Origin of the sequence: Saccharopolyspora rosea, assembly GCF_025643595.1 — a bacterium.
GTDB classification, from domain to species: Bacteria; Actinomycetota; Actinomycetes; order Mycobacteriales; family Pseudonocardiaceae; genus Saccharopolyspora; species Saccharopolyspora rosea.
The window spans coordinates 2,455,700-2,473,164 of sequence record NZ_CP102826.1 but is presented as its reverse complement, the minus strand read 5'-3'; the positions used below and the strand labels follow the sequence as shown (position 1 = coordinate 2,473,164).

19 protein-coding genes are annotated in these 17,465 nt (G+C 71.1%); 4 read left to right on the top strand and 15 right to left on the bottom strand.

Going from position 1 to position 17,465, the window contains the following annotated elements:
- Positions 1 to 134: 134 nt before the first annotated feature.
- Positions 135 to 1,313, bottom strand: a complete 1,179-nt coding sequence (locus NV263_RS11445; RefSeq protein ID WP_263252876.1) for a Cmx/CmrA family chloramphenicol efflux MFS transporter — start codon at positions 1,311 to 1,313, stop codon at positions 135 to 137.
- Between the two features lie 446 nt (positions 1,314 to 1,759).
- On the opposite strand from NV263_RS11445, the gene NV263_RS11440 reads away from it, so the two are divergent.
- The 4 genes from NV263_RS11440 to NV263_RS11425 all read left to right on the top strand — a co-directional run bounded on the left by NV263_RS11440 (position 1,760) and on the right by NV263_RS11425 (position 4,601).
- Positions 1,760 to 2,368 (top strand): class I SAM-dependent methyltransferase, encoded by a 609-nt coding sequence (locus NV263_RS11440; protein WP_263252875.1) that lies wholly within the window; start codon positions 1,760 to 1,762, stop codon positions 2,366 to 2,368.
- Positions 2,369 to 2,395: 27 nt separating this feature from the next.
- Positions 2,396 to 2,770: a TraR/DksA family transcriptional regulator gene (locus tag NV263_RS11435; protein ID WP_263252874.1), complete on the top strand. Its 375-nt coding sequence runs from the start codon at positions 2,396 to 2,398 to the stop codon at positions 2,768 to 2,770.
- A 223-nt stretch (positions 2,771 to 2,993) separates the two neighbouring features.
- Positions 2,994 to 3,572 carry a TetR/AcrR family transcriptional regulator gene (locus NV263_RS11430; protein WP_263252872.1) on the top strand — a complete coding sequence of 193 codons (579 nt, stop codon included), beginning with the start codon at positions 2,994 to 2,996 and terminating at the stop codon, positions 3,570 to 3,572.
- 135 nt (positions 3,573 to 3,707) lie between these two features.
- Positions 3,708 to 4,601 carry an alpha/beta fold hydrolase gene (locus NV263_RS11425; protein WP_263252871.1) on the top strand — a complete coding sequence of 298 codons (894 nt, stop codon included), beginning with the start codon at positions 3,708 to 3,710 and terminating at the stop codon, positions 4,599 to 4,601.
- Between the two features lie 114 nt (positions 4,602 to 4,715).
- On the opposite strand, the gene NV263_RS11420 is transcribed toward NV263_RS11425, so the two are convergent.
- The 14 genes from NV263_RS11420 to NV263_RS11355 all read right to left on the bottom strand — a co-directional run bounded on the left by NV263_RS11420 (position 4,716) and on the right by NV263_RS11355 (position 17,366).
- Positions 4,716 to 5,039 (bottom strand): DUF4333 domain-containing protein, encoded by a 324-nt coding sequence (locus NV263_RS11420; protein WP_263252870.1) that lies wholly within the window; start codon positions 5,037 to 5,039, stop codon positions 4,716 to 4,718.
- A 26-nt stretch (positions 5,040 to 5,065) separates the two neighbouring features.
- On the bottom strand, positions 5,066 to 5,818 hold the full coding sequence (locus NV263_RS11415) for a DUF3137 domain-containing protein (protein ID WP_263252868.1): 753 nt from the start codon (positions 5,816 to 5,818) through the stop codon (positions 5,066 to 5,068).
- Entirely contained in the window at positions 5,815 to 6,318 is a 504-nt protein-coding gene (locus NV263_RS11410) for a YbaB/EbfC family nucleoid-associated protein (protein ID WP_263252867.1), read from the bottom strand. The genes NV263_RS11415 and NV263_RS11410 overlap by 4 nt, the downstream gene beginning before the upstream one ends.
- Entirely contained in the window at positions 6,315 to 6,755 is a 441-nt protein-coding gene (locus tag NV263_RS11405) for a hypothetical protein (protein WP_317630415.1), read from the bottom strand. Before NV263_RS11405 ends, NV263_RS11410 begins: the two co-directional genes overlap by 4 nt.
- Before the next feature lie 93 nt (positions 6,756 to 6,848).
- Positions 6,849 to 8,249, bottom strand: a complete 1,401-nt coding sequence (locus NV263_RS11400) for a putative T7SS-secreted protein (RefSeq protein WP_263252864.1) — start codon at positions 8,247 to 8,249, stop codon at positions 6,849 to 6,851.
- The gene (locus NV263_RS11395) at positions 8,249 to 8,626 is read right to left on the bottom strand and encodes a hypothetical protein (protein ID WP_263252862.1); all 378 of its coding nucleotides are present in this window, start codon (positions 8,624 to 8,626) and stop codon (positions 8,249 to 8,251) included. Before NV263_RS11395 ends, NV263_RS11400 begins: the two co-directional genes overlap by 1 nt.
- Positions 8,627 to 8,797: 171 nt before the next feature.
- The gene (locus NV263_RS11390) at positions 8,798 to 9,406 is read right to left on the bottom strand and encodes a GNAT family N-acetyltransferase (RefSeq protein ID WP_263252861.1); all 609 of its coding nucleotides are present in this window, start codon (positions 9,404 to 9,406) and stop codon (positions 8,798 to 8,800) included.
- A 2-nt stretch (positions 9,407 to 9,408) separates the two neighbouring features.
- Positions 9,409 to 10,941 carry an APC family permease gene (locus NV263_RS11385; RefSeq protein WP_263252859.1) on the bottom strand — a complete coding sequence of 511 codons (1,533 nt, stop codon included), beginning with the start codon at positions 10,939 to 10,941 and terminating at the stop codon, positions 9,409 to 9,411.
- Positions 10,942 to 10,970: 29 nt separating this feature from the next.
- Positions 10,971 to 11,768: a GOLPH3/VPS74 family protein gene (locus NV263_RS11380; RefSeq protein ID WP_263252857.1), complete on the bottom strand. Its 798-nt coding sequence runs from the start codon at positions 11,766 to 11,768 to the stop codon at positions 10,971 to 10,973.
- 328 nt (positions 11,769 to 12,096) lie between these two features.
- Entirely contained in the window at positions 12,097 to 12,714 is a 618-nt protein-coding gene (locus NV263_RS11375; protein WP_263252855.1) for a class I SAM-dependent methyltransferase, read from the bottom strand.
- 28 nt (positions 12,715 to 12,742) lie between these two features.
- On the bottom strand, positions 12,743 to 13,768 hold the full coding sequence (locus NV263_RS11370) for an NAD(P)/FAD-dependent oxidoreductase (RefSeq protein WP_263252853.1): 1,026 nt from the start codon (positions 13,766 to 13,768) through the stop codon (positions 12,743 to 12,745).
- A gap of 152 nt (positions 13,769 to 13,920) precedes the next feature.
- Positions 13,921 to 15,375 (bottom strand): amidase, encoded by a 1,455-nt coding sequence (locus tag NV263_RS11365; protein ID WP_263252852.1) that lies wholly within the window; start codon positions 15,373 to 15,375, stop codon positions 13,921 to 13,923.
- A 117-nt stretch (positions 15,376 to 15,492) separates the two neighbouring features.
- A complete protein-coding gene (locus tag NV263_RS11360; protein WP_263252850.1) occupies positions 15,493 to 16,047 on the bottom strand; it encodes a type VII secretion system-associated protein in 555 nt (184 codons plus the stop codon).
- A gap of 14 nt (positions 16,048 to 16,061) precedes the next feature.
- Positions 16,062 to 17,366 carry a YrhB domain-containing protein gene (locus NV263_RS11355; RefSeq protein ID WP_263252849.1) on the bottom strand — a complete coding sequence of 435 codons (1,305 nt, stop codon included), beginning with the start codon at positions 17,364 to 17,366 and terminating at the stop codon, positions 16,062 to 16,064.
- Positions 17,367 to 17,465 lie beyond the last annotated feature (99 nt).

Sequence of the window (17,465 nt, the reverse complement as noted above, 5' to 3'; positions counted from 1 at the left end):
CCGTGGGCCCGCCACCCATGGACGGGCGGACGCGGGAGACACCGGCCTCGGCGGCGACGTGCGCGATCGGACGGGTGCGGCAGCGCTCCACGAGCCGTCGGCGTCCCTCGATGTTCAAGGGGCGTTCGCACGGGTCACTGGAGCACCTCGGTGCTCCGGCCGGCCGTGACGGCGGTGAGGCGGGGAAACGCGATGAGCAGTGCGACCGCGACGAGGAGTGCACTTGCCCAGAGCGGTCCGCGGGCCCCGGCTTCGGTGTTGAGGGTGGCCGCAGCGATGACGGGGCCGACGGCGGCGCCCACGTTGAGCGCCGCGGTCGCATACGATCCAGCCATGGTGGGGGCTCCTGCGGCCTCGTAGAGGACCCGCGTGATCAGCGTGCTGCCCAGCGCGAACGACAGTGCGCCCTGCACGAACACGAGGATGAACAGGGCGACCGGCTCGTTGGCCAGCATCGCCATGGCCGGCCAGCCGATGAGCAGCAGCGGGCCGCCGACTGCGATGACCGGACCGGGACGCCGGTCGGACAGCCGGCCGGCGACGGTGACGCCCACGAACGAACCGGCGCCGAAGAGCACCAGGGCGACAGAGATCCACAACTCGCCCAGCCCGGCGCTGTCGGTCACCACGGGGGCGAGGAAGGTGAGGCTTGCGCAGGTTGCCGCGTTCACCAGCGCGCCGAGCAGCATCACCAGAATCAACCGCGGCCCTGTGAGCTGGGCGAGCTCTGCTCGCAACGCTGGCCTGCCAGTCGCCTCATCCTCCTCACGTCCGGCTGGGATTCCCTTCAGGATGCCGAGAGCTGCAGGCAGGCAGACAGCGGCGACAGCCCAGAATGTGGCCCGCCAGCCGAGCAACGTGCCGAGCACCGAGCCGCCGGGGACACCGGCGATCGTGGCCACCGTCGTGCCTGACAGCAGCACTGCCAGGGCACGTCCCTTCTTGTCGGGCGAGACCAGCGTGGCGGCAGCCGTCAGAGCGATGGCAAGAAACCCTGCGTTCGCGAGCGCGGCGACGACCCGGGTAGCGAACAGGACCGGGAAGCTGGTGGTGCTGGCACCCACGGCATGAGCTGCCGCGAAAGTGAGGATGAACCCGAGAAGGCTGGAGCGCCTGGGCCAGTTGCGGGCAAGCGCGGCCACAAGGGGGGCACCGATGATCATGCCGACCGCGAAGGCCGAGGTGAGTGTTCCGGCTGTCCCGACTGCGACATCGACGTCTGAGGCGATGCCCGGCAGGAGACCGGCGAGCATGAATTCCGAGGTGCCCATGGCGAAAACCGCCATGGCAAGCAGGTACAGCGGGAGAGGCATCGAGTGGCTCCGAGGTGAGGACAAGCGCGAGAAGGGTCATCTCGTCACCGCGGCCAGCCCCAATAGGCACACTCGTCCGGCCGCAGAATGCGGCGCGACGACAGGGCTACGAGTTCAGTGGGTCAGGGGGCTGACGGCGTGACCGAAAGCCCCCACCTCGTCCGACTCAGGACTCGACATGGCCCGCACGCTACCCGACCGATGCCCGGCGAAGCATCTTGGTTTCACTGACGTCGGCCTGTGTCACCAACGTCATGTCCGGCAACAGCTGGTGCTCCAGCCGCACTTGGTGGCCTTGGGTGCGGGGTTGATGGCGCCGATGGGAAGTTCCGTGCAGTTGACCGGCAAGCCGTTGAGCTGCGGGGCGCACGGATCCCCGGCGGTGCTCGGGCGGGTTCCCGGGTCCGGTCGATGATCGCCGATGGCCGGTCCGGGAGAATGGGGGCATGGTCGAGCAGAGCCTCTGGATGCGCAAGGTCGCCGCGAACCCCGGCCACTCCTCCTGGTACATCGAGCGGTTCCGGTCCATGGCCCGCGCCGGTGACGACCTCGCCGGGGAAGCCCGGCTGGTGGACACCATGGTGCCGCGCCGCGCCCGCATCCTGGACGCCGGATGCGGGCCGGGCCGGATCGGCGGCGCGCTGGCCGACGCGGGGCACGAAGTCGTCGGCGTCGACGTCGACCCGGCGCTGATCGAGGCCGCCGAGCAGGACCACCCGGGACCGCTCTGGCTGGTCGGCGACCTGGCCGAACTCGACCTGGCCGCGCGGGGCGTCGACTCGCCGTTCGACGCGGTCGTCTGCGCCGGGAACGTGATGACCTTCCTCGCCCCCAGCACCCGCCGCCAGGTCCTGGAACGGCTCCGCGCGCACCTCGCGCCGGGCGGCCGCGCCGCGATCGGTTTCGGGGGCGGCCGCGGCTACGAGTTCGCCGAGTTCTTCGCGGACGCGGAATCGGCCGGGCTCGAACCCGACCTGCTGCTGTCCACCTGGGACCTGCGCCCGTTCACCGAGGACTCCGACTTCCTCGTCGCCCTGCTGCGCCCCCGGGAATGACCGGCCGCGCCCGGGCGTTCACCGGACGTGAGCGAACCGGGACGCGGTCGTGGCGAGGCCGAGGTCAACGCGGCTCGCAGGAGGCTCGCCGCACGGCGCCGTGACACCGAACGGCGCGTCGCGGCCCTGCGCCGCGACCTCAACTCCCAGTTGGAGACCCCCGGGACCGGCGACGACGAGCACGATCCCGAGGGCGCCACGCTGGCGTTCGAACGGGCGCAGACCCAGTCGCTGCTCGACCAGGCACGTGCGGAGCTCGACGACCTCGACGCCGCCGAGAAGCGCCTGAACGACGGCACCTACGGCAGCTGCCTGCGCTGCGGCCGCCCGATCGCGCGGGAGCGGCTGGCCGCCCGCCCGGCGGCCCGCACCTGCATCCGCTGCGCGAACCGACGCCGTTGACCTGCTGATCGGACTGTCCGTTGTGGACAAGTGCGGTGCGGGCGATCGCCGGTCGCTGGACCGGTCGCGGTCTCTTCACGTGGTGGAGCGGCCGGCACGCCGACTACCAGCTCGGGCAGGCGCACTGGTCGGCAACGACGAGGCGACGATCCGGCAGTGGGGATTCGGCCGCCAGCGCTGCTGCTTTCTTGATCGTTCGATACAGAAAGGGTACGGTGGCGGCGTGGTCAGGACTCGCGAATTCGACACCGAGGCGGCGGTGGCCCGCGCGATGGAGCTGTTCTGGTCGCGCGGCTACGAGGCGACCTCGGTGCGGGACCTGACCCGGCACCTGGGGATCGGGCAGGGGTCCTTGTACGCCGCGTTCGGCGGCAAGGAGGGCCTGTACCAGGCCGCGGTGGAGCACTACCGCACCACTCTCGCGGCGGACGCCCTGAACAGCCTGAAAGACGGGGCGGACGCCCGGTCGGCGATCCGCACGATGCTGGTCGAGCGGATCCGGATCGCCGTGCAACACGACGGCCGGGGCTGCCTGGTCGTCAACGCCGCCTGCGAGCGCCTGCCGGAGGATGCGCCGACCCGGCGCGCGGTGCGGGACATGCAGGACGCCAGCCGGGACGCGCTCGCCGAGGTGCTGCGAGTCGCGGCGGAGCGCGGCGAGATCGCGGCGCGGCACGACCCGCACGCGCTGGCGGCCTTCCTCGTGACCTTCCTCAACGGACTGCTGGTCTCCGCGAAGATCACTCCGGATGCCGGCACCCTCGAACCCCTCGTGGAGGTCGCCCTGGCCGCTCTCGACTGATTTTTTGCTGCCGCCATACTGGATCAGTCGATCCAGAACGAGCGCACATCCTGCGCTGCGCGCACCGGGACCGGCGTGCGCGCCACGCGACCCCACCCCCGCATTGCCAAGCGCAGCAAGGAAGTTGGGAAGAAAATGCTGCTCGACCACGCCGGAACGCCCGTCCGCACGGGCCGTGCCGCGGTCAACGGAACGAATCTGCACTACCGGACGGCCGGATCGGGTCCCGCGGTGGTGCTGCTGCACGGCGTGCCCAAGACCGGCTACCACTGGCGCCACCTCGTCCCGAAGCTGACGCCCCACCACACCGTCGTCGTGCCGGACCTGCGCGGCCTCGGCGACTCCGCCCGCCCGTCGGAGGGCTACGACTCCGTGACGATGAGCGACGACATCGCCGAGCTGATGGCCCACCTGGGGCACGAGACGTACGCGGTGGTGGGCGAGGACTGGGGAGCGGTGATCGGCTACCAGCTCGCCGCCCGCCACCGCGGCCACGTCACCGCTCTCGTGTTCGCCGAGGCGCTGTTCCCCGGGTTCGGCTTCGAGGACCACACCGCGCTCACCGCCGAGAACGTCTCCAGCGGCATGCACCTGTGGCATCTGGGCTTCTACTTCCAACCGGACGTGCCCGAGATGCTGATCGCCGGGCACGAGCGCGAGCTGATCACGTACATGATCAAATCCGAGCGCAGCCACCCCGACAGCGCCACTCCCGACGCGGTCGAGGAATACGTGCGCTGCTACTCCAGGCCCGGCGGTATCCGCGCGATGCTCTCGATCTACCGGGCGATGCTCGTCGACGCCGAGCAGAACCGGCAGGCCGCGCAGCAGAAGCTGGACATCCCGGTCCTGGCACTCGGCGGTTCCGCGTTCATCGGAGACCGCAACGAGTCCCAGATGCGGCTCATGGCCGACGACGTCACCGGCCACGTGTTCGACGCCGGACACGACCTCGCCGAGGAAGTGCCCGACGAGATGGCCGACGTGACCCTGCCGTTCCTGGCCGAGCACCTCGCAGCCGCACGGTGACACCGCCAAGACCCCAGCGGTTCCCCTGCCAGGCCGCCGAGCCGGCAGGCTGGAATTGACCGACGCCCCGGAGGTCCGGCGCCCGCTTGTCCATCCACAGAGGACGGATGAAGATCAGTGCATCGGCTGTTCGTCGACCTTGACGTCGTACTGCGCGTTGCCGTTCTGGTACGAGGTGATGGTGGCGGTCACGCCGTAGCGGGTTCCGTCACCGACGAGCACGCAGCGCTCGGACTGCCCGACCTCGGCTTTCAACGGCCCCGGACACGTCACCGAGTCGGGCTTGCGGCCCACCTTCTTGGTCAACGTGTCGGTGATGCCGTGTTCCAGGGTGGCCTTGTCGATGTCCGCCTCGGTTCCGGCGGACACCGAACAACCGGCGAGCAGCAGACCCGCGCAACTCGCGGCCAACGCCGGGAGACTGGTGGTGCGCAACATGATGGCGATCCTCCAAAGTGGTCTGGCTAGGTCCACGCGGACTGCGGGACCCGGTCGAGCACGTCGCACCGCAGGTCCAGAGCCGGGATGAGCTGTTCCGGGTCCCGGTGGTCGGTGACCTGGTCGGAGAAGTCGATGTGATCCGCCAGGAACGACATCGATTGGAACTTGCGCGGGGTTTTGAGCAGGTACTCGATCACCGCCGGGTTCAGCACGGTGCGAGTGAAGCGCTCGTCCTGCTCGCTGATCTCGAACCGCTCGTCGAACTCCGGATTGCCGACCTGCACGTCACCCTGCCCGATGGTCTTGTTGACCCGGCTCGCCATTCGCGCCTCCCGGGAGACGGACAGCGCCGGGCCCGGCGCCGGAGTGCGCACCCAGATCACCCGTTCCGAACTTTGCTCGTTGGCGTAGTTGACGGTGAACGTGGCTGCGATGAACGGCCGACCGCGATGAACACCGGTGACGATCTGCTTCGCGGCCACCGCCTTCGGCGGTCGGTGGTACGGCTGCAACGGGGCCAGCGGATTCTGCCGGGTCGGCATGGGCAACAACCGTTGCTGCATGTACTCGCGCTGCTCGTTGTAGACCGAGACGTACGAGTCGTTGCGCTCCTCGTACGTCCAGCCCAGATCGGCGGCCTGTCCTTTCAGCCGCTCCAGCACTGCCTTTTCGTCCGCGTAGTAGCTCCGCCGTGACCACACCACCAGCGCGATCACCCCAGCAGCCACCACCAGGCAACCGCCCACCACGATGACGGCGATCAGCCACCCGCTCATCGACGTGTCCTCTCGTTGTAGGCGCTGAAATCGTCGAAGTAGTCGTCGTAGTCGTCGTCGATGTCCTGAGCTGCTCGACTGCTGGTCGCCGGTACTGCGGCAGGGGCTGGACCCGGGTCCTGCGGACGCTGATCGCCGAAAGTCCGCTCGTCGGAGTCCAATACCCGATCGAGCAGTTCGGTGTCGCCGAGTTCGTCGCGGACGACCTCGGCCTGGCGCCGAGCCGCTGATACCCGCGCCTGAGCGATGGTGTGCAGGACGCTGGCCGACAGTGCTTGCGGTGTGGCGTTGCGGAACTGGTCGCTGAAGGTGATCGAGTGCACCGCACCATCGGCACCGGCGACCACGGTGACCACTCCGTCCGACGAGGTCGCGCGGCCTTCCACGTCCGCCAGCTGCTCGGCCATCCGCTGGTAGGCCTCGGTCCGAGCGTCGTTGTCCGCGGCGGCGGCGTCGATGGCCTCGATCCTGGCCAGTAGCTGGTTGGCGATCTCGCTCACTGCGCACCCTCGGGTCTGATGGTGGATAGGAACTGTTCGAAGTTCCCGATCACGCTCGGGAACTGCTCAGGTAGTGCGGACAGGACGACATGCAGGACCGCTCGTCGCCTCGGATCGTGTCGATCGCGCATGGTGAGGAAGACCTGGAACTGGATCAAGTCCTGCGGTCGTCCCCGCACATCGACGTTCAGCTTGACCGCCTGCGTCAGGCCGGGGTCCTCGGCCGTACCGGTCTCGTTGCGCCGTCCCAGCGTCACGTCGCGAGCGCCCTGCGCGCGCAGCCGGTCTACCGCCGCGTCGCCGATCTCGGTGAGCGTGATGTCTCCCTCGTGCGTCTCACCGGTGATCGTGATGTTGGCGGTGAAACCGTGCTGGGCGCTGCCCGGATGCAGCGCGACGAAGGCCGCGCCAGGCGTGCCGACCGCTTCTGGAGGCACCGAACGCCACCCCGAGGGCAACGAGAACTCGATCGGTACCGGAAGGTTGGTGCCCATGTTCGCGTCTCTCCTGATCGGTGTGCGGGACGGGGGTCAGAAGCCGAGGGCGTGGCCGACACTATCGGCCGCATTCGCGATCCCGTGACCGACGTCCGAGGCCACATGCCCGACGTCACCCGCCACGCTCTGCACCGAATGCGCGACCTCGCCCGGATCGACACTGACGTTGAACCCGACCTTGCCGCCGACACCGAGGCCGACACCGACCGACCCACCGATGTGGAACTTGCCATCACTGCCCATGCCGAACTGGCCGCTCGCCTCAGCACCGGCCCCGGCCCACCCCTCCGCGTGCACACCGGCGCCGACACCGGCGACCTCCGCGCTGGCGTCCCCGCTGGCCCGGGCACCGGCGAAGGCTTCCGCCTTGCCCTGCGCACCCGCCCAGGTGACCTGGCCGTCGGCTTTCGCGGCCGCACCGACCATGGCATCACCACTGCCCTTCGCGGACGCCGGTCCTGCCTTGATCTCACCTTCAGCATGCCCCTTGGCCAGGTACGCCTCGGCGCTCGCACCGGCGCTCACGCCCAGTGCGCTCGCTCCCGCGTGCGCCTCCGCGTTCGCGCCGAGCACGGAGCCGTCCAGTTTGCCGCTCCCGGCGAAGGTGCCGTTGTTGAACGATCCGTCCAGGGACCCGTGCAGCAGGTCCACCCCGGCGGAGGCCGCCACCGTCGATTCCGACGTGTCGATGCCGAGTTGGCCGAGCAAGCCCTTGAGATCATCGGTGATCAGGCCGTCTCCCGGGTCGCCATACGTTCGGCTGAAGCTGCTGCCGCTCTTGCCCTTCTGCCAGCCTCCCGGGTCCTCGTCGACGTATTTCTTCTTCTTGTCGTCCCACTTCCGTTCCTTCTCGCGGTGGGCGGCTCCGAACGTCTTGGGGTCACCAAGCTTCTTGGTGTAGCTACCGTCCTTGTTCTTGGTGAACCCCAGCCTCTTGGCGACGAGGTCGCCGACCGCCTGGACCTTCTCCCGGGCGTTGTCCAGGATCTGCTGCGCCTCCTGCGCCGCGGCCTGTCCCGGGTCCTGGAACGGTGCCATGGTCTGCCCGGCGGACTCCGCCTGTTGCGCCTGCGCGTTGTACTGCGCGGCCGCAGCCCGGGTGGCCGCCTGTGCGCGGGTGTACTGCTCGATAGCGCGTTGCGCCTCGCGCTGGCCCCAGGTGAGCACGTCGCCGAAGTCCGCCAGCGCCTGGGCCTGGGCGCCGACCGTCTCGACGGCTTCCTGCCACTGGGCCGGTACGGCGGAGAACACCTTGCGGAACGCCTCGCTGGCCGCACCGGTCCACTGCGCCGGTTCGATGCCGCGCAGTCCGTCCTTGATCGCGCTGACCTGTCGGATGTCGCCGACCAGGCTGCGGAGGTCGGTCGAGATCACGTTCGGCTCGCCCGGGACCAGGTCCTTCGGGTTGCTCGTCTGTCCCAGTTCGGCACTCATCAGGCCCGGGCTCCATTCCCGATGTCCGATCGGGACGGACCGGAGGTGCCCAGGAGGCCGTCGATTCGCCCACCGGCTGACGTGCCACCACCGATGATTTGGTTCAGCAGGTCAACGACCCGCTGATCGGATTCCCGGTAGTCGCGGGCGGCGTTGTTCAGGCTTTCCCCATGTCCTTTGGCGGCCTGCGCCAATCTGTTGATCTCGGCTTTCGCGTCCGCCACGAACTGATCCCAGCCGCCCTGCACACCGGGATGTCCGTAGTTCCCGCTCGGGCCCTGCCACACCAACTTCGCGGCCTGGCCGACCGTGTCGGTGATGACGTTCGCGGCCCGTTGCAACTCCTCGGGCACCGCGTTGAAACCGCCGCCACCCATGCATCTCCCCCAGAAAGATCATCCGGCTCGTCGAGGGGACTGTGGCAGGTCGGCTGTTGCGCTCGGCGCCGTTCTCGCCGGAGTCGACCATTCGGACCGTGAAGTTGCTCCGAACGGCCCAGGCCTGGCATTCCTCGTTGGCAGCAGTGATCGTCACCGCGCGCTGGGGTGTCACGGCTCAGGGGTGGTCGGGTCGCGCCACATCGGCCACAGCGGTGGGCCGTTCTCGGGGAGGTGGAACGGGGCGCTCAGGCAGCGGTAGCCGTGGCGTTCGTAGAGGGTGCGGGAGCGTTCGCTGCTGGCTTCCAGGTAGGCGGGCAGACCGGTGCGGTCGAGGTGTTCGTGGTGGTGGCGCAGCAGCAGGGAGCCGGTGCCGGAGTCGCGCATTCCCGGTCGCACGGCGAGGAACGCGAGGTGGTGGTGGGGTGCGCCGTGCGGGTGGTGGGTCTCGAAAGCCTCGTCCAGGAGGCGGAAGCGGTGGGTGTGCTCGCCGCACGCCTCGGCGAGCCTGCGGTCGTAGTCGGGTGGTTCCGGCGGACCGGAACGTCCGTGGTGGACCCACACCGCGACGCCGGAGCGGTCCGCGGCGAAGTGGACCTCGCCGTGGCGCAGGGCGTGTTCCACGAGGATGCGGAAGTTCGCGGCCAGCACCCGTTCCCGCTGGTCGGCGTCGGGGATCAGCCAGCGGGAGACGTCCAGTTCGGTGAACGCGGAGGCGATCAGGGTCGCCACCTCGTCGGCGTCGGCGCTGCGGGCGCGGGTGATCCGTGCTGCCGTCATGGTCAGCCCACCTCCTCGGATGCCGCATCGTCGTCGGAGGTGCCCAGCGTCCGGGCGAGCACGCTGTTCGTGGTGGCGCTCTTGGCGCCGAGACCGATGGTGGCGTAGACCTCCGGGTGGCGGGCGCGCAGCACCAGGCCCCACAACGCGCCGAGCACGCCCACCACGAGGTAGGTCAGCGGAATTCCCCAGCGCAGCGGGGAATTCTCGGCCACGCCGATCAGCGTGGCGAAGTTCGCCAGCACCAGGACCACCACGCCGACGACCGCGATCGCCGCCAGCACCGGGGCGATGGTGCCGCGCCACCGCGACTCGCCGGTGTCGTTGCGCGCGAAGAAGGAGATGATCGCGATCGAGGTGACCGCGATCAGCAGCAGCACGCCGAGACCGCCCGACGTGCCGCACCAGTAGAACAGGTGCTGCATCGGGTCGAGCCCGAAAGCGGCGTAGAGCACGACGACCACCAGGCCGATCGCGCTCTGGATGATCGAGCCGACCAGCGGGGAACCGGTGCGCATCGAGGTCCGGCCCAGGGCGGCCGGCAGGACGCGTTCCCGGCCCAGCGCGAACATGTAGCGGGCGGTGGTGTTGTGGAACGAGATCATCGCGGCCAGCACGCTGGTGACGAACAGCACCCGGCCGATGTCCTGGACGGCGGTGCCCAGGTGCGCGCCGGCCAGGTTGAAGATCAGATCGGAGCTCTGCTGCCGCGACGCCGCCACGATCTCCTCCGGTCCGGTCGCCACGCTCATCGCCCACGCGCCGAAGGCGTACAGCGCGGCGATCAGCGCCACCGACACGTAGGCCGCGGTCCGCACGGTGCGGCCGGGGTCCTTGGACTCCTCGCTGAACACCACCGAACTCTCGAAACCCACGAAACCGAGGACCGCGATGGCGAGGATCGCGCCGACCCCGGGGCCGAGGAGGTTGGTCGGGGACAGCGCGGCGAAGCTGACCGCACCGTGCGCCGGGTGGAACAGGTCGGCCACGCTGTAGCACACGATGACCGCTACCTCGGCGACCAGCAGCACCGCGAGCACCTTGCCGTTGACGTCGACGTGCTGCAGGCCCAGTGCGGCCACCACGGCGCAGGCGACCAGCGCGATCACCCACCACGGCAGGTCCACACCGGACCATTCCCGCAGCAGCGGCGTGACGGCCGCGCCGATCGCCCCGTACAGCCCCACCTGCAACGCGTTGTAGGCCAGCAGCGCGACCCACGCGCCCGCCACGCCCAACGGCCGGGACAGGCCGCGGCTGATGTAGGCGTAGAACGCGCCCGCGTTGGCGACGTGCGGTGCCATCGCGACGAATCCGACCGCGAACAGGCCGAACACCAGGCCGATCCCGATGAACGCCACGGGGATCCCGGTCAGCCCGGTGGTCGCATACCCGGTGGTGACGACTCCGGCCACGACGGTGAGCGGGGTGGCCGCGGTGATCACGAAGAACACCACCGAGGGCACGCCGAGCCGGTTGGCGGCCAGTGCGCGGGAGACGGGATCGCCGCGCCCCGCGGTGCTGGGTGAGGACATCCGAGAACTCCAGGGAAGATGCGGTGGGGCTAGCTCCGGTGGGTCAGGACCGCGTCGCCGATGGCCGCTTCGGTCTCGACGAGCAGCGCTCGCAGCGGCGGGGGCAGGTTGGTCAGCAGCTGGTGGAGGCCGGTGAGCAGCTGGTGCGGGCTGCGGGTCACCGTCGGTGCGATGTCCTGGAACACGGCGCGTTCCAGTCCGGTGGCGACCACCAGGCCGCCGAGCGCGAGGTCTGGTGTGGACAGTCGGAGGTCGCGGCGGAGCGCGTTGGTGATGCGGACCGCGGGCCAGACCGCCGCGTTCGCGTCGACCGGCACGTACACGGTGGTCCTGCGCAGCAGGCGGCGCGCGGAGGTGGCGAGCGCCTGGCCGGTGCGTTCCAACCGCTGCCCGATCCACTCGTAGGACGTGCGGCTCAGGAAGACCAGCCAGTCCCGCAGCGAGGTGCTGCCGCCGTCGCGGACGATCTGGTCGAGCACCGCGTGCGCCAGGGCGTCCGGCGGTGGCCGGTCGTCGTGCACCGCGATGCCCTCGCTCTCGGCCACGGTGATCCGCCCGAACAGCACCAGTTCGCCGAGCAGCGCACCGGCCAGGCCCAGTCGGGTCGCGCCGGGGCTGAGCCGCGGACGGCCGGAGACGTCGTCGTGGGCGGTGAAGAAGAAATCGTCGGCCAGCAGGGTGTCCACTGTGGCCGGTGCGTCGTCGGTCTGCCGGATCGGTCCGGTGGTCGCCGCGCGAGGTGGCGCGGGCGTGGGGTGCCGACCGGGGTGGCGCCCGCCGAGCGGGGTGCCACGATCGCGATCAGCCGGATTCCGACCGGACGTCATGGCAGTTGGGTTCCCGCGCTGCCGTGGTGGGACGGAATGCGTCGACACATGGTTGTGATCCCCCAGATCAGGGAACTGCCTCCCCGTCGTGCTGCCCGGCGTTTCGCAGGCGGATCATGGCGGAACCGCCGGTAGCTGGCAACCCGTTGCGGGCGGTTCGGCTGGAATTGGCCGACAATGCGAACGAGAACTATTCGCCGCGCAACCACTTCTCGGGTGACGGCAGGAGAAGAGCGCGCCGCCGGGGGAACTCGACGGCGCGCCCGGGAAGGCGGACCGCGCTTTTTCCCGCCCAAACGGGAAAACCCCCACGCGGAACCCGAAATGACTACGCCACTGCTGAAGCGGTGCGGACGCACCTGAGGACGGTGTCGTGGGTGTGGTGCGTGCCCGGTGGCCCGGGAGCGGTCCGGGGGCGCTTCCCGTCGACCAGGACGGTCCAGGTGTCGTCGAGCAGTGCGGGGATCTCGTCCGGCCGGTAGTACTGGTGGGCGTCGGCGGCGTGCGGGTTGTCCGGTGTCAGGTCGGCGAGGTCGTGGCCGACGAACAGCAGCGTGCCGCCGGGGGCGACGGCGTCGATCAGGGCCCGCAGCGCCACGTGGTCCGCCCGGCGTCGCAGCGGGAAGTACTGCGCCGACACCAGGTCGTACGCGCCCGCCTGCGGTGGGGTGGCGGACAGGTCGGCGCGGGTCCACGTCACCTTCTCGACACCGGCCCGCGCGGCGGCGTCGGCGGCGCGGTCCAGCGCGACTTGGGAGATGTCGACCCCGGTGACCTGCCAGCCGCGCCGGGCCAGCCAGATCGCGTCGGCGCCTTCGCCGCAGCCCACGTCGAGCGCGCGGCCGGGCGGGAGGTCGGTGACCTCGGTGACGAGCACCCCGTTGGGGTGGCCGCTGAAGAGCTGGTCTTGGCTGCGGTACCGGTCGTCCCAGAACTGTGCGTCCATGTGTCGTTCCTCGACGGGTCGTGGGTGTTCAGAAACCGTGGCGGCGCTCGCCCGCGACCTGCTCGCACAGGCGGGCTTCGGACTGCGCCGAGAAGGGGGCGCGCCGGGCGGCCACGGCGCGGCGGGTGTCCTCGGTGATGAGGTCGGCGTTGATCGCGGCCGCGGCGGTGGCTCCGGACGCGGCCGCCGCGAGGACGTTCGCCGCGGGGTCGACGATGTTGCCCGCCGCCCACACGCCGGGCAGCGCGGTGCGGCCGGTCGCGTCGGCGGCGATGTGCTCGCCGGCGCCCGAGGGGTGCGCGACCGGTTCCAGTCCGAGGGTGTTCAGCACCGCCGCGCGCGGCACGACGCGGGGCGCGACGGCCAGCGCGCGCAGCGGCACCAGCTCGCCGTCGCGCAGGCGGACACCGGTCAGGCGGTCGGCGGTGACCTCCAGGGCGGCCACCTCGCCGGGCACGACGGTGATCCCGCGGGCGGCCAGCTGTTCGGCCTCCTCGTCGCCGGGGCGCGGGCCGGTGTGCTGGAGCAGGGTGAGCCGGTCGGTCCACTGCCGCAGCAGCAGGGTCTGGTGCATGGTCAGCGGGCCGGTGGACAGCACGCCGATCGGTTGGTCGCGGAACTCCCAGCCGTGGCAGTACGGGCAGTGCAGCACATCGCGCCCCCACCGGGCGGCCAGGCCGGGCACCTCGGGCAGCTCGTCGACCAGTCCGGCCGTGACGAGCAGCCGCCGGGCGCGCACCTCGGTGCCGTCGGACAGCGACGCGGTGAAGCCGTCCGGGTCCGGCCGCGCGGCGACCGCCTCGCCGGAGCGCACCTCGCCGCCGTAGTGGCGCACCTCCTCGCGTCCGGCGGCCAGCAGCTCCCCCGGTGGCGCGCCGTCGCGGGACAGGAAGCCGTGCATGTGCTCGGCCGGGGCGTTGCGGGGTCGACCGGCGTCGATCACCAGCGTCGACCGCCGGGCGCGGCCCAGCACCAGGGCCGCGCTCAGCCCGGCCGGTCCGCCGCCGACGATCACCACGTCGTAGCGGTCATCGGGCTGGGTTCGTCGGGACATCGGAAACCACCTCCGACGTCACCCTGCTCCCGCCGCAGCCAGTCCGGCAAAGTTCTTTGCCGAAGGCGCAAAAAAGGTGCGGATCACGCGAGGGGCGCCGCTCAGCGCCCGTCTTCGCACCTGCCACGCACAACGAGTTCAAAGACAGGCCATCAGGCGGAAACCGCGGGCCGCGCGTGGGACCACGGCGCGGCCTGCTCCAGCTGGGCGGCGAGGCGGATCAGCACGTCCTCCCGCCCGTACGCCGCGGCGAGCTGCACGCCGATCGGCAACCCGTCGGCGTTGCGGTGCAGCGGCAGGGAGATCGCCGGTTGCCCGGTGACGTTGTACGGCAGCGTGAACGCGATCCCCTCGCTGACGCCGGCGACCAGTTCGGCCGGGTCCTTCGCGGTCGGCGCCAGTTCGCCGAGCGGCAGCGGCGGCCGGGGCAGCGTGGGCGTGACCAGCACGTCGACCTCGTGCTCCCAGATCTCCGCGACCCCGCGCGACCACCGCTGCCACGCCTGCACGCCGGACATCCACTGCGCGGCGGTCACCGACCGCCCCACCTCGGCGAGCATCCCGTTCATCGGCTCCAGCTCGGCGGGTTCGAGGCGCCGCCCGAGCAGTTCCGACCAGCGGTCGATTTCCCAGGCGAGGACCGCGGCGAACATCGTCGGCAACGTCTCCATCATCACCGGGTCGTCCAGCGCGGCGGCCTCGGTCGCTTCGACGTGGTGGCCGAGCGATTCCAGCAGCCGCGCGGCGCCGGTCACCGCCGCGACGCAGTCGTCGTGCGCCGCAGCGGCCGCCCCCGGGATGGCCGTGCGGAAGCCGATGCGCAGCGCGCCCGGATCGGCGCCGACCTCCTCGCGGTAGGGCCGCGCCGGCGGCGGCGCGGTGTAGGGGTCGCCGGGGGCCGCGCCCCGGGAGGCGTCCAGGATCGCGGCCGTGTCGCGCACCGACCGGGTCAGCACGTGCTCGTGGGTCACCGGACCCCAGTACTCGCCGTGCGCCGGGCCCAGCGTGGTGCGCGCCCGGGTCGGCTTGAGGCCGACCAGTCCGCAGCAGCTCGACGGCATCCGGATGGACCCGGCCATGTCGTTGCCGTGCGCGACGGGCACCATCCCGGCGGCGACCGCGGCGGCCGATCCGCCGCTGGACCCGCCCGGGGAGCGGGACGGGTCCCACGGGTTGCGCGTCGGCCCGTGCGCGAGCGGCTCGGTGGTCACGCTGGTGGCGAGCTCGGGCAGGTTCGTCTTGCCGCAGAACACGAAACCGGCCGCGCGGTACCGGGCCGCCAGGTGGGAGTCCTGCTGCTCGACCCAGTTGCGGTCCTGGAGCACCCGCATCGCGCCGTAGACCGGGTCGCCCGCGGAGTGGCACACCATGTCCTTGAGCAGCATCGGCACGCCGCGGAACGGGCCGGCCGGCAGCTCGGGCGCGCTGGCCTGCGCCACCGCCTTCTCGAACAGCGGCGTCACCACCGCGTTCAGCTCACCGTTGACCCGCTCGATCCGCTTGATCGCCGCCTCGACCAGCTCCACCGGGGTCAGCTCGCCGCGGCGCACCAGCTCGGCCTGCGCCGTGGCGTCCAACCACGCCAGGTCGTCCGAAACCTCGGTCATACCAGGTACTCCCCACCGTGCGTCGATCATCCGCCACCACCCTCCCACACCGGCCGGGCCGGAGATCGAACCGAGGTCCTCCCAGTTGGTCCACAATGGACTCCCAGGGGTGTGCGGTCAGTCCGCGCTCTCGTCCTGCGGTCCGTCCTGAACGGGTTGCGCGGCGTAGCGCTTGAGCGCCGCGGTCTCGATCCGCATCGACGCGGGTGCGCCCGGGTTGAACAGGACGTCGACCCCCTCGTCCGGCAGCGCCTCGGCCAGCTCGTCCACAGTGGTCGTCGCCCAGTCGTCAACGTCGACCCGCTCGCGGTGCACCGGCGCGGTGGTCACCAGCACCGACGGCACGCCGTCCGGTGCCGGGGCCACCACCGCGGCGCCGTCGGCGTGCAGCGCGATGCTGAGCTCGACGTCGTCAGCGGTCCGCAGCGCCTCCTCCCCCGCGATCTCGCCGCGCAGCGCGAGTTGCAGCACGGCGTCCATCGGGTCCGTCGGCAGGCCCGGCCGGGACGGTTCGTAGTCCGGGTTCGGGTGGAAGCGGCCCGCGATCCCCTCGGAATCCAGGTACCAGCCGCCGACCACCGCCTCCGGCGGCGGCTCGTCGTCCTCGTCGGCCGGCCGCCACGCCGGGTCGATCATCAGGAACCACCGGTTGCCCGAAGCGGTCGCCTCCACTGCCCTTCCACCCTTCACCGGTAACGAACGACGTGCACGGCCATCGGGTCCTGGTCGAAGGTCGGTTGCCCGTCCTCGGCCATCGAGTCGATGAGCCGCACATCGGAACCCTGCTTGACCGCGACCAGGAGGTTGCCCACCGTTTCCCGGCCGCGCGCGTCGGTGCGGCGGACCCACACCAGGGACTCGGCGCCTTCCGGCGCCTGCGACAGTTCCTCCAGCGCCGCGCTCCAGCCGCGGTGCTCGGAGGAGCTCAGCGGTTGGCCGAGTTCGCGGATCGTCGACTCGAACCACGCCGCGACGGTGGGCGCGGGCGGGTCCGGAAGTCCGTCCTGCCCCGCTTCCCAGTCCTTCAGGTACCGCCACGGGTCGCTGTTGGGCAGCGGGAACGGTGCCGCGCCAGCTTCCTTGGGCACCACCACCGCGGCGTCCAGCATCTGGTCGCGCCAGTCCCCGCTGTCCTGGAAGCGCTGGGTGGTGCAGGCGAACAGCCAGCCCCGTTCGATCTCGTCTTCCTGGTCCGGGCGCACCAGCACGACCGGCTCCTCGAAGGTCTGCTCCAACCAGCTGGTCGCCTTGTCCCGCGCCGCGTCCAGGTCCGGTGCGGCGATCTCCCACGGCAGCGGCAGCATCTCCGAATCGCCCGGCACCGGCCGCTGGAAGCGGGCCACCACCAGCTGGGAGACCTCGTCGTCGTCCAGCCGCGCCAGCGCGCCCTGCTGCCCGTCCAGGAAAGCGGCCCGCTCCCCGTCGTTGAACGCGTACAGCAGGTGGCCGGTGATCTCCACCCCGGACAGCTGCCTGCGCAGCCACACCACGGCCCGGGTGCCCGGCTCGCCCTCCGCGAGCATCGACGTCACGTCCCCCCACGTGGAGCACGTGGCCACCTCGGCGTCCGGGAAGTGCGCGTCCAGCATCCGCTCCCACCAGCCGGGGGCCTCGTCCAGCGGGCGCCACGGCAACGCCGTGGCCGGGGTGCGGTCCACCGCGGCGTGCGTGGCGATGAGGCAGCCCCGCGCGTTGACCCGCCAGCGCCACAACTCCAGGCCCGCCTGCGGGTCCGCGCCCGGCGGGACCGAGGCGTTGAATTCCTCGTCCAGCGGTGCGGCGTTGGCGACCGGGAACGGTTCCCCGCCGTCCTTGGGCACCGCGATGGTCGCGGCCAGCAGCGGCTCCTGCGATCCGGACGCGTAGTCGCACCCGAACAGCTGGGTGCGCTCGCCGTCGACCAGCGGTGCGCCGTCGGTGAGGGTGACCAGTCCGCCGTAGGTGCGGTCCAGCCACTCCGCGGCCCTGCGGCCGAGATCGTCGCTCATCATCAACCTCGGGTCGGTGTTCGTCCGGCACGGCGCCGGGGACGGTGTTGTGCCTGGTCGGCGTCGCGTGGTTCCCATCCTGGGTGCGGCGCGTCCGCGTCG